Here is a 12,955-nt window from a genome sequence, read left to right on the forward strand (position 1 = left end):
AGAATTCTAGATAACTGAATTTTAAGGTATTTTTCTCTATTATTTCCTAACTATAAATGTAATAATGGTAACATTTAAAACTGATTATGGTCAATTGTGTTAATATTGTAAGGTTTGCCGTAATATTTGGTTATCTTTGTTAACAACAATATATAGAATAAGAATGAGTTTTTTTGCAGATAAGAGGAGAGAAGTAATGACGCATATTGAAAAATATATGCTTGAATCTATGGATACCTATCTAAAACCAATTGATACGAACTGGCAGCCATCGGATTTCTTACCTGATTCTACAAGTGACACATTTTATCAAGATATTAGAAACTTAAGAGAGAAAGCTAAAGATCTTTCTTACGATTTGGTAGCGGTTTTAATTGGTGATACGATTACTGAAGAGGCTTTGCCTACTTATGAATCGTGGTTGGCGATGGTGGAAGGACCGAGTATGAAGGAAGATGGTGGTTGGATGAAGTGGAACAGACATTGGACTGCAGAAGAAAACCGTCATGGTGACTTACTGAATAAGTATTTATATCTTTCTGGTCGTGTTGATATGCGCCAAATGGAAATTTCTACTCAATATTTAATTGCTGATGGTTTTGATATTGGTACAGGGCATGATCCATATCGTAACTTTATCTATACTTCTTTCCAGGAGATGGCAACTAATATTTCGCACAGACGTGTTGCTTCTTTAGCTAAAAAGGATGGTGATACTTTATTATCAAAAATGTGCGGTACAATTGCATCAGATGAGGCCCGCCATGCAAAAGCGTACAAAGATTTTATGAACCGTATTTTTGAGGTTGATCCAAACGAAGCGATGGTAGCTTTTGAAGATATGATGCGTAAGAAAATTGTGATGCCAGCACATTTTCTTCGTGAAGTTGGTTTAAAAATCGGACAAACGTTCGGTCATTTTACTGATGCTGCACAAAGACTTGGTGTCTACACAGCTGTTGATTATGTTGATATTATGCAACAATTAATTGTTGATTGGAAGATTGATGGAATGCGTGATTTGGATGAGGCTGGTGAAAAGGCCCGTGATTATATCATGAATTTACCAGCAAGACTTTTACGTGTTGCAGAGCGTATGAAAAACCCAACTATTGATTATAAATTTAGCTGGATTGCCGGCTAATCTCTAAAATATTTGTTGAAGGCCACGATTTAATCGTGGCCTTTTTTGTATTACATATTTCTTCTGTACTGTCCGCCAACTTCGTAGAGTGCATTGCTGATTTGACCTAATGAGCAAACTTTGCAGACTTCCATTAAGTGCTCAAAAATGTTTTCTCCGGCTATTGCAGCTTTCTGAAGATGTTTTAAAGTGATTTCTGATTTATCGTCATTTCGTTTTTGAAATGACTTTAAGGTTTCAATTTGATATTGTTTTTCTTCTTCGGTAGCACGAATTACTTCTCCGGGAACAATTGTCGGTGAGCCGTTTTTATTTAAGAATGTATTTACGCCTACGATTGGGAATTCTCCGGTATGTTTTAAGGTTTCATAATATAAACTTTCTTCCTGGATTTTACCCCGTTGATACATGGTTTCCATTGCGCCTAAAACACCACCTCGGTCGTTTATTCGTTTAAATTCTGCCAAAACTGCTTCTTCAACTAAATCTGTGAGTTCTTCGATAATGAATGCACCTTGAAGTGGGTTCTCATTTTTTGCTAAACCTAATTCTCTGTTGATTATAAGTTGAATTGCCATTGCTCTACGCACAGATTCTTCTGTGGGCGTAGTAATCGCTTCGTCGTAAGCATTGGTATGGAGCGAGTTACAGTTATCGTAGATAGCGTATAACGCCTGGAGCGTGGTTCGAATATCGTTGAAATCTATTTCTTGTGCATGTAAAGAACGACCAGAAGTTTGAATGTGATATTTTAGTTTTTGAGAGCGGTCGTTTCCTTTGTATTTATTCTTAATGGCTTTTGCCCAAATTCTTCGTGCTACGCGGCCAATAACTGCATACTCCGGATCGATTCCGTTTGAGAAGAAGAAGGAAAGATTTGGTGCGAAATCATCGATATTCATTCCTCTGCTTAAATAATATTCGACAAATGTAAATCCATTACTTAGGGTGAAAGCCAACTGCGAAATTGGATTGGCGCCTGCTTCTGCAATGTGGTAGCCTGATATGGATACCGAATAAAAGTTTCTCACTTTTTCATCAATAAAATACTTCTGGATATCGCCCATCATTCTCAAAGCAAATTCAGTAGAGAAAATACAGGTGTTTTGCGCTTGGTCTTCCTTCAAAATATCTGCCTGTACTGTTCCACGAACAGAACTGATGGCAAATGCCTTAATTTTCGAGTAAACGTCAGCTGGTAAAACCTGATCTCCGGTTGTGCCTAAAAGCATTAACCCTAATCCATTATTTCCTTCCGGCAGTTTGCCGTTATAGGTTGGTCGGCTTAAGTTTTTAGATTTATATATAGAATCGATTTTACTATTTACCTCATCTTCCAAGCCATTTTCTTTAATATACTTTTCGCACTGTTGGTCAATAGCCGCATTCATAAAAAAACCTAACAGCATTGGCGCTGGCCCATTTATTGTCATTGAAACAGATGTTGATGGTGCGCATAAATCGAAGCCTGAATACAGTTTTTTAGCGTCGTCAAGCGTTGCGATGCTCACTCCAGAATTTCCGATTTTACCATAAATATCTGGACGAATGTGTGGGTCTTCACCATATAAGGTTACAGAATCGAATGCGGTAGATAAGCGATGAGCGGGCTGACCTAAAGATACATAGTGAAATCTTTTGTTCGTACGCTCAGGACCACCTTCTCCGGCAAACATTCTTGTCGGGTCTTCTCCATCTCTTTTAAGTGGAAAAACACCTGCTGCATAAGGAAATTCTCCTGGTAGATTTTCGGTAAGTAGCCATCTTAAAATATCTCCCCAGTCTTCATACCTTGGCAAAGAAACTTTTGGAATATTTAGTTTTGATAGTGATTCGTAGTAAAGTGGCTGCTTAATTTCTTTATCACGTACCTTGTAAATAAAAAATTCTTCCTTATAACTTCTTTTAGTTTCTGGCCATTGGCGAAGCAATCTTTTGCATTCTCCATCTAATTGTTCTTCGAAAAAGGTATAAGCTTCTGCTAAACCTGAACCAATTGCGAGGTCTTTATTTTCATTGGCCAAATCAATTACACCTTTTAACTGGTACATTTTTCTGGCAATCTTACTTTGTTTATCAACCCATTCATTATAGGTTTGACTAGATTCTGCAATTTCTGCCAAATAACGAATTCTATCAGGTGGGATAATGTAGATTTTTTCAGATTGCTCGGCTGTAAGCTCCATTTTAGCTTGAAAATCCGTTCCTGTCTTACTTTTAATTTGCTCCATTAAAGCAGCAAATAAATTATTCATTCCCGGATCATTAAATTGAGATGCCATTGTTCCAAAAACCGGTATTTCCTCATCTTTTGCATCAAAGATATTATGATTGCGTTTGTATTGCTTGCGAACATCACGTAGTGCATCAAGGGCACCACGTTTATCAAATTTATTTATAGCGACTAAATCAGCAAAATCGAGCATGTCAATTTTTTCTAATTGCGTGGCCGCACCAAATTCGGGTGTCATTACATAAAGAGAAACATCGCAATGTTCTGTTATCTCTGTATCGGATTGACCAATACCAGAAGTTTCGACAATGATTAAATCGTAACCAGCAGCCTTACAAATATCTATACTTTCCTGAACGTTTTTAGAAAGCGCCAAATTAGCCTGTCGGGTGGCCAACGATCTCATGTAAACTCTTGGGTTATTAATCGCATTCATGCGGATTCTATCGCCCAACAATGCGCCACCAGTTTTTCTTTTAGATGGATCAACAGAAATAATGGCAAGGGTTTTATCCTTTACTTCGATTAAAAAGCGTCTAACCAATTCATCAACCAATGATGATTTTCCTGCACCACCTGTACCTGTAATGCCCAAGATTGGTGCGCTATTATTGCTTGAAAGTTTTTTTAATTCATCAACAAAAGTTTGAGCACCTTCCGGATCATTTTCTGCAACGGTAATTGCGCCTGCAATTGCTTTAATATCTTTTTCAGGGATGGTTTTTAGTTCTGTAGTGATTTCAGATTTTGTTATAAAATCAGTTTTTTGCAACATATCGTTAATCATGCCTTGTAAACCCATTCTTCTACCATCATCAGGAGAATAAATTTTGGAGATGCCATACGCTTCTAGTTCTTCAATTTCTGAAGGGAGAATTACGCCACCACCACCTGCAAAAATTTTAATGTGGCCTGAACCCCTTTCCTGAAGTAAATCAAACATATATTTGAAATATTCGATATGTCCGCCCTGATAGGAAGTCATTGCAATGCCTTGAACATCTTCCTGAATGGCACAGTTAACAACCTCTTCAACCGAACGATTATGGCCTAAATGGATAACTTCTGCCCCTGATGATTGTAATATTCTGCGCATGATGTTAATGGTTGCATCATGGCCATCGAAAAGGGAAGCAGCGGTAACGAAACGGATTTTATTAATGGGTTTATATATTTCTACTTGTTGCATATTGCAGTGTTTTTAGAAAGAAGATTGCTTTTCTTTCTGATTATATCTGGTGTATGCAAATGTAAGAATTACTTATTACGTGGTTATTTTATTAATAGAATTGATACTCATTATAAATAAAAAAAGCCAGTTTATAAACTGGCTTTTTATTGTTATTTGTTAGTGATTTCTGTAATTGGTTCTCCAACTGTACCGTTAGGCATTTGAATATGCAACAGTGCTGCAAGTGTTGGCGCAATATCTGTCATGTAATGTGTTTTATTGGTTGCACCAGGTTTAATTCCCCAACCCATAAACACTAATGGAATGTGTGCATCGTAAGGATTCCAGTTGCCATGCGTAGTGCCCGTGCTACTTCCGTTAAACCAATTTGGATTTAAGATGTAATACAAATCGCCACTTCTGCGGGCATTATATCCATTGGTAATCATTCTTTTCTGCACTTCTGGCAAAGTAGCTAATGAAACTCTTGATACATCCACTACGTTTGCAAAACCATCCAATCTTTTCAAAAATTCAATTGAAGCGGCTTTAATTACATCAAAACTTACGTTTAAATTATCAGTTTTATCGTGGTCGAAATGAATCTGGTTGTTCATTGATTTTAAAACCACATTATTCACTTTGAATTTTTCGTTTAAGAAAGCATTCAATTTAAAAACGATATCTCTATCGCTTACAATACCTGCCGGAAGTTTGTTTTCCTTCATAAAGCCCGGTACGTGTGCTACAGCATGGTCGGCACTTAAGAAAACAGTGTAGTTTCCTTTACCAACCTTTTTATCTAAATAATTAAAGAAATCTTCAAAATCTTTGTCTAAACGTAAATAAGTATCTTCAAGTTCTACAGAATTTGGTCCGTAAGCGTGACCAACATAATCCGTTGATGAGCAACTCACCGCAAGAAAATCTGTAATGTTATCCTGACCTAAATCTTCCGATAAAATTGCAAGTTTAGCTAAATCTAAAGTAATGGTATTACCGTAAGGTGTGCTTCTGATTGCATCAAAATTCTTGTCGATGTTTTGAGTTAGCAAATGTGGGAAAGTGCTATTTTTTCCTTCATAATCTTTTTCATCAGCTGTGCTGCTCGTATAGGTATTAATTGGATATAAGGTTTCCCAGTTTTTGGCGTAGAATTTATTGGCAAGTTTCATTTTATTATAGTCAGCAATCCACATTGGAACTTCTTTCATATAATAAGAGCTTGTAATCCAGTTGCCTGTGCTGCCCTGATACCAGTAAGCTGCATTTGCTGCATGACCAGCGGGTAGGATAGAACCCCTGTCTTTTAGTGAAATGCCTATTACTTTACCTTTAAAGTTCGTTGCTAACCTTAACTCATCAGTAATGGTTGTGGTAAGCATGTTTTTTGGCGACATGTTACCTTCTGATGATGGCGAACTTCCAACCGTTACAACCGTAGAATCTTCAGTGCAATACACATTTTTCTTGGTTTCAGAATCATACCAATCGTTTCCAATTATTCCATGAACCGCAGGAACAGAACCTGTGTAAATTGTTGTATGCCCAACCGCCGTGTAAGTTGGTGTGTAAGGAATTAAAGTATTTTCAACTGAAAAACCTTCGTTAATTAATCTTTTGAAACCTCCGTTTGAGTAACGATTGTAAAAACGGTACAAATAATCCCAACGCATTTGGTCTACAACTAAACCAACAACCAATTTTGGTCTGGCAACTTCAGCAGGATATGCTTTAGCCGCTGAAGCAGGTGCTTTTTTTGTTTGGGCTGATGTAAAAGTGTGTGAGAGTAGGGATAGGGAAAGAAACAAGTACGAAATTTTCTTCATTATATTTTAGTTTAAAGGCCTAAATTAAGGATTTTAAAATGAAGAACTTTTGAACTTTCTGTAAAGTTTTTATATCGCTTCGGCAACAACGAAAGTGCTGCCGCCAATAAATATTAAGTCATCTTTTTCGGCAGCAGAAATGGCCGCTTTTCTTGCTTCATCAACAGAATTGAAATTATTACCAATTAAATTAAAAGCGCTTGCTTGCTGTTTCAGTTCATCAGCGGCTAAGCCTCTTTCTAAATCTGGCTTGCAAAAATAGTAAGTTGCATTTGATGGCATGAGCGATAAAACTTTAGTGATGTCTTTATCTTTGACCATTCCGAAAACGATGTGGAGGTTTTTATGGGGCGTTGATTGTATATTTTTCACCACCTCCGAAATACCAGCTTCATTATGTCCGGTATCGCAAATTATCAATGGGTTTTTGCTTAAGGTTTGCCACCTGCCTTGAAGTTGAGTGAATTTTTTTACGTTTCTCAATCCTTGGTAAAGTGCATCATCAGCTATCGAAAATTTAGATTGCTCATTTAAAATCTCAATAGCTTTTACTACCGTCAATATATTTTTAGGTTGATAAAGACCAGTTAAATCGCACTGCAAATTCTGGTATTTTATTTTATCACCAGTAGTGATTGTGAGCGAGAGCTTATTGTTTTTAATACTGATATCATTTGCTTTCAGTATTTCATCAGCAAAGTATATTGGTGCATTAACTTCTTCCGCTTTGCGGATGAAAACCGATTTCGATTCGCTTTGCGTTTCGCCGATAACAGCCGGAATATTTTTTTTAATGATGCCCGCTTTTTCACCTGCTATTTCGCCTAGCGTGTTGCCCAACATATTGGTATGATCCAAGCTGATATTTGTGATAACTGAAATTTCTGGTGTGATGATGTTTGTAGAATCTAGGCGACCGCCTAAACCTACTTCAATAACTGCAACATCCACTTCGTGTTTAGCAAAATGCTCGAAAGCCATTGCAACTGTAACTTCGAAAAAAGAAGGTTCTATTTGCTCAATTAACTTTTTATTGTTTGAAACAAAACTTTTTACATCAGCTTTGCTCATCATTTTTCCATTAATACGGATGCGTTCGCGGAAATCTTTTAAATGAGGGGAGGTGTAAAGTCCGGTTTTGTAGCCTTGTGCTTGTAAGATGGAAGCCAACATATGCGATGTTGAACCTTTTCCGTTTGTGCCAGCAATGTGCAAGCTTTTGAATTGATGTTGAGGATTACCAATCGCTTTACACAAAACAATTGTGTTAGTTAAATCTTTCTTAAATGCAGATGCACCAACTCTGGTAAACATTGGAAGTTTACTGTATAAAAAATCAAGCGTTTGCTGGTAGTTCATAATTGTAGTCAAATATATGCCGACTTATTTTTATTATGAAAAGAAATGAGAAGATTATAAATGAAAAATGGTCTGTAGAAACACAGACCATTTAATAAATTTAAAGGTTAATGAATTAATTCACTTTAAAGTTGAAGACGACTACGCCTGTTTGGTTATCGTTACCAACATCAGATTTACTTAAACTTGAGTTCATAATTGCCTGAATACATTTGTTAACCAATTCTGTATCGGTAATTGTAGAACCTTTTAATTCTTGTCTGGCACTGGTGATGTTTCCGGCTTTATTAAAATAAATTCGGATAACAATTTTCCCTCTTTTCTGTCCATCATCTTGTGGTGTAACCAGGTTAGAAAAACGTCTTAAAGGAATAGGCGTGTTGCCAAAACCAGAACCACCTTCACCGTAATTATTTGCTAAGGGATCTCCATTTATTGAACCCTGATTACCCGCTGTATTTCCTGTACCATCGCCACCACCTTGCCCGGTACTTTTTTTGCCTTTGTACAGAGCATTTTGGTTAATTGTCGGCTGACTTGGTTTTTCTTCTGTTGCAGTGGTTGGTGTTTTTGTAGCTGTTTTAGTTGGTTTCGTATTTACACTAATGGCATCCTCGGTGTTTTGCGTCTGAATTTCCTTGTCGCCAGTTTCTACAGTTGTATTATCTGTAACTTTTTCTTCGGGTACAACTTTATCCGGTGCTTTATTATTTGCATTTGGGTCGGCAGATGGTTCTTCAATGCTGGTATAATCATCTCCCATACCTTCTGCAGAAGTTCCGTAATTTACAACCATGCCACCCATTCCAAATTCTTCAGGCGGTTCAAAAGAGTTTATCACAATTAGAAAACTAATTGCAAGCAAAACTCCCATAATCCCGGTAGATATGGCAATGGCTTTCGGATAATTATTTTCTTCTGTGGTATTCATTATTTTTTAGGCTCAACTGCTAAAACAAGCTTTAATCTTAATTTATTAGCTACATCATAAGCAACCATTATATTCTCTGCCGGAACATTTTTTGCAACATATAAAATGATGGTCATATCTGGCGCAACTTTTTGATAAGCTTCAATAGATGCTTGTAAACCATCAGCAGATACTGGTTTTTTATCAACGAAATAATTAAACTTTTCGTCTATACTTACCGTAACTGCTTTTTTTGCTGTAGATTGTTGTCCGCTAGAAGATTGTGGAAGCAATAATTTTACAACCTGCGGATTCACTACCGCTGAAGCCAGCAGAAAAAACAGCATCAAAAAGAACATAATATCGTTTAATGCCGATGTATGTACTTCTACTGAGCCTCTTGTTCTCTTTCTTAAATTCATTATTTACTTGGTTCTTCTAATAAATCAATAAAATCGATGGCATCAGTTTCCATTTTAAGGATAATTTTTTCAACCATAATATTTAAGATGTGGTATAATACGTAAGCAATAATACCGATAATTAATCCGGTAGCAGATGTAATCATTTTAGTGTATAAACCGCCAGAAATTGTGCCGATTTCGATAGCGCCTTTAATTGATACCTGGTGGAAAATGGTAATTACCCCAACAATTGTACCTACGAAACCTAGCATTGGCGCAATACCAGCAACAATACCTAAAATGCTGATGTTTTTTTCAAGTTTAGAAACTTCAAGCTTACCAACGTTTTCGATTGCACCTTCAATATCTTTAATTGGGCGACCGATTCTTCTCAAACCTTTTTGCAACATACGAGAAAGCGGAGAATTGTTGTTTCTTAACAAAGCCATAGCGCCATCTAAATTACCCGATTGGATGTACTGTCTAATCTGAACCATTAAGTTTGATTCATCTTTTGTAGCTTTTTTGATGGTTAAATAACGTTCAACGAAAATTACCAATGCTAAAAAAGCTAAAAATGCCAATGGAATCATTACCCATCCGCCTTTAAATAATAAATCAATAAAGTGTAGCTCTTCAGCTGGTTGCGTTAAAGCCTGGTTAACCGCATTTGCTGTATCTTGTAATGCTTGTGTGGTATCCTGAATTAATAAAGTTATCATTTTATGGTGTGTTGTTTACTTGAATTATATCTAGTTCTTTAATTTTTATCTTTTTTGCCAATTCTGGTCTTTGTGTACGTGCTTCAGCTTCTGTTTTAAAAGATGCAATGCTTACTTTCTTGAGTCTGCCTGGTAAATTTGCAATTTTAGCCTTTAAGCCATATTTCTCCATTTGCTTAATAAATACCTTGGCTTTACTTTCCGATTGAAAAGAAGCTGCAATTACGTCGAATGTTGAATTCGCAGCATTAATAACGGTTGCAGTTTCCGCTTTAACAGCTGATGGTGGCTTAATACCAACCGCCTGTGTTTTTTTTGCAGAATCAATCGATTTTCCTACCTGATTTGCCTTTAAGATGCTATCCGTTTTAGCAGTTGAATCTTGCTTTAACTTGGTACTATCCACAGCAACAACAGATGCCGTTGTATCTTTTTTAACCAATGTAGAATCGGCAGTTACCGCCTTTTGCTTTCCAAACCATTCCGGTTTTACAAAGTAGGCAATTGCCGCAATTACAATTAATACAATTATGCATATCCAAATTTTAGACCAAATTGATTTTTCGTCTTCAACAATCGCATCTTCAATCATTGGGTCGTGACCAAAACGATTAGGACGCTCCGCATGTTGTTCCTTTATAAACTCAGGCGTTTCAATTACGTGATGTTCTATCGGCGTATGTTCTTCTTCTAAATTTATAAATGTTTTAGGTTCTTCAGATTCCGGCTGATGCCCAAAACGGTTTGGATGCTCTTCGTGTTGCTCTTTAATAAATTCCGGAGCATCAACAATTTCTACATCAGGTGAGTTGGCTAAAGTATTTTTTAAATCATCTTTAACCTCATCTAATTCAATATTTTCAATTTCCGGTAAAGGCTGTTCAGCTTTTATTTCTTCTTGATGATGGGTTGGCGCTTCAGCAATTTCATCATAAACCTGTTCATCATCATTAGTTTCTTCATGTTCAGGTTTTACAATTTCATCAGAAATCTTTGCATCCGCAGATGGCGTAATATCTTCCGTTGATTGAGTTTCCTTAACATTTGGCAGACCAAAATATTTAGATCCCAAGGTTATATTTTGCGATGGCTCAAAACTTAAGCCTTCATGTTCGGTAAAAAATAAACGACCAATATTTTCGAGTTCCGCTTCATTTTCGAGTTCTAATTTTGTATTGGTTTCTTCAACAAATTTAGAAATGTAATAGACTGCACTATCTTTTGAAATATTTCTTTTCTCCGCGATGTAATCCGAAAGCAAATCTTGTTCTTTTAATACCGCAGTAAATTCCAAAGTATATCCCGGCGGGAAAAAAGATTGTTTCTCCTTGTCGTATCTTCCGGCAAATTTCTTCTTGTAAAATGTACCCAAGTCAGTAATACCAACTGAGTCTTGTTGCCTGAGGAGTTCTGAAAGGTATATTAAGATGTCCATTCGGGTAAAATTAGCGTTTTATTCTAAATCAACACAATATAATTATTGGGTTAGAAAGAATAGGTTAAGCCACCAAAAATATTAAAACCGTTTACCTGATAATATAAATATCTGCTGTAGTTGGTGTTAAGCAAGTTGTTTGCCTTTGCAAATACAGCAAATTTGTTATTTATGCGATAATCTGCACCAACACCTAAATCTACATAACCTTTAACCGTTACAATCGATTCGATTGAGGGGTTAGGAATTAAATAAGAAGCTGGTGGAACAGGTTGTTGAACGTTAACTTTTGCTTTTACATCATCTTGCATTACAACACCAGCGTTGAAGCTTAATTTTTTATTGTAACTGTAAACCAAGTTTGAACTCACTTTTAAGCCCGGTTTAAACCAGCTGTAAGTTTCTTGCGCAGGTTTATAATCATCAATATTTAATTTACCAGTCCATTTTAAGGCATCGCTTACTTGTACAGAAATTTCACCTTCCAAACCAGTAATTTTAGCTGTACCGAAATCGTAAATCACATCAAATTTATTAAACTCGCCAAAGTTGTTGATAAACAATGGCATGTCTTCTAGTTGTTTAATATAGAAACGTGCTTTGTAGCCAAAACCCGGTCCGCCCGTACCTTTAACACCAGCACTGATGCTTAATTTTTCTACAGTATTTTTGATGTTAACATTTGTATTTAACCAAGGGTTTTCATCAGAAAAGCCTTTTAACGAATTACGGTTAACATCACCTTTAACTTCTCCAAAAACCTGTAAGTAATCAGGTATAAGCGTAAAATCTGCAGTTACAGCAGGGAAAATTCTTGAGCGACTATTTGTTCCAAATTCCTGTACGAAGTTGATTCCCGCAGTAACTTTGGCACCCTTAACCTGTAAACGGATGTAAGGATTTAAGCGTAATAAGTTATTTCCAATACTTGTTAAAGCATCTTTAGTTGTACCAAACTCTGTTGCAGCAGCCAAGCCTAAATTTAAAGAGCTGATTCTTTTGTTCAGGTATCCGTTTAAAGTAAGGTAACTTTCCTGCGCATCAAATCTATCATTTAATAAATAAGCATTTGCTTTTAAAGCATAGCTGAAATCCGTTTCAGACTCTTTGTAGTTTTTTACCAGTTCGCCTTCAGCCTCAATAAAAGTGAAAGCTTGTTTTTCCGGATTTGGATTTAACGTAGGGCGGAGGTTATCGATGCCATAAAAGTGAACACCATTGCGTTCGAAATTTAATCTTCCGCTAACCGTATTATCTTGTAAAATGCTTCTTCCAAATAAGCTTAGCTGTTGAGTGCTGCTATTTTGTTTATTTAATTTTCCTTCCTGACTGAAATGTTTGAAATATCCGCCAAGTTGCAAGCCTTCATCTCTGCCATTATTAATGTAAACTTCACCTAGTAAAGTAGAAAGCGAACCGAAACCGCCTTTAACATAATTGTTAATTAGTTCGGTTTGTTTTTCATCAACTAAAGCTTGGGCTTTTAATTTTTGAATATCACTGTTGATTTCTAATTTTCTATCGGTAACGCTGTAATTAAGTCTGGCTTTATAGGTTTTTACATCGTCCAAATTCGGGCTTCTTCTTAATTTAACTGCTTCGGCCAGAATTGGTTTATATGGACGAACAACTTCAATTTCCTCGCTTACGGTTGCCTTTTCCTCTTGTTTTTTCTCTTGCGCCTGTACTGTCATTAATCCCGCAGAAAGAAAAAATAGTGAGCTGTATATATATTTAATCGACTTCAT

Annotated in this window: 9 protein-coding genes; 1 reads left to right on the top strand and 8 read right to left on the bottom strand. The window is 36.4% G+C overall.

Annotated features, from left to right (window positions below):
• The first annotated feature begins 163 nt into the window (after positions 1-163).
• The gene (locus R2Q16_RS15105) at positions 164-1,144 is read left to right on the top strand and encodes an acyl-ACP desaturase (protein ID WP_316738095.1); all 981 of its coding nucleotides are present in this window, start codon (positions 164-166) and stop codon (positions 1,142-1,144) included.
• Between the two features lie 50 nt (positions 1,145-1,194).
• On the opposite strand, the gene R2Q16_RS15110 is transcribed toward R2Q16_RS15105, so the two are convergent.
• The 8 genes from R2Q16_RS15110 to R2Q16_RS15145 form a co-directional block, all read right to left on the bottom strand.
• Positions 1,195-4,566: a methylmalonyl-CoA mutase family protein gene (locus R2Q16_RS15110; RefSeq protein WP_316738096.1), complete on the bottom strand. Its 3,372-nt coding sequence runs from the start codon at positions 4,564-4,566 to the stop codon at positions 1,195-1,197.
• A 152-nt stretch (positions 4,567-4,718) separates the two neighbouring features.
• Positions 4,719-6,377: an alkaline phosphatase PafA gene (pafA, locus tag R2Q16_RS15115; protein ID WP_316738097.1), complete on the bottom strand. Its 1,659-nt coding sequence runs from the start codon at positions 6,375-6,377 to the stop codon at positions 4,719-4,721.
• Positions 6,378-6,446: 69 nt separating this feature from the next.
• Complete coding sequence (locus R2Q16_RS15120) at positions 6,447-7,736, bottom strand: folylpolyglutamate synthase/dihydrofolate synthase family protein (RefSeq protein ID WP_316738098.1); 1,290 nt, start codon at positions 7,734-7,736, stop codon at positions 6,447-6,449.
• A gap of 115 nt (positions 7,737-7,851) precedes the next feature.
• The gene (locus tag R2Q16_RS15125) at positions 7,852-8,667 is read right to left on the bottom strand and encodes an energy transducer TonB (protein WP_316738099.1); all 816 of its coding nucleotides are present in this window, start codon (positions 8,665-8,667) and stop codon (positions 7,852-7,854) included.
• Positions 8,667-9,068: an ExbD/TolR family protein gene (locus tag R2Q16_RS15130; protein ID WP_290241328.1), complete on the bottom strand. Its 402-nt coding sequence runs from the start codon at positions 9,066-9,068 to the stop codon at positions 8,667-8,669. The genes R2Q16_RS15125 and R2Q16_RS15130 overlap by 1 nt, the downstream gene beginning before the upstream one ends.
• Positions 9,068-9,772 carry a MotA/TolQ/ExbB proton channel family protein gene (locus tag R2Q16_RS15135; RefSeq protein ID WP_316738101.1) on the bottom strand — a complete coding sequence of 235 codons (705 nt, stop codon included), beginning with the start codon at positions 9,770-9,772 and terminating at the stop codon, positions 9,068-9,070. The genes R2Q16_RS15130 and R2Q16_RS15135 overlap by 1 nt, the downstream gene beginning before the upstream one ends.
• Before the next feature lies 1 nt (position 9,773).
• Positions 9,774-11,207 (bottom strand): hypothetical protein, encoded by a 1,434-nt coding sequence (locus R2Q16_RS15140; protein WP_316738102.1) that lies wholly within the window; start codon positions 11,205-11,207, stop codon positions 9,774-9,776.
• A 50-nt stretch (positions 11,208-11,257) separates the two neighbouring features.
• The gene (locus R2Q16_RS15145; protein ID WP_316738103.1) at positions 11,258-12,955 is read right to left on the bottom strand and encodes a TonB-dependent receptor; all 1,698 of its coding nucleotides are present in this window, start codon (positions 12,953-12,955) and stop codon (positions 11,258-11,260) included.

This window comes from Pedobacter aquatilis (assembly GCF_032678425.1).
Lineage (GTDB): Bacteria > Bacteroidota > Bacteroidia > Sphingobacteriales > Sphingobacteriaceae > Pedobacter > Pedobacter aquatilis_B.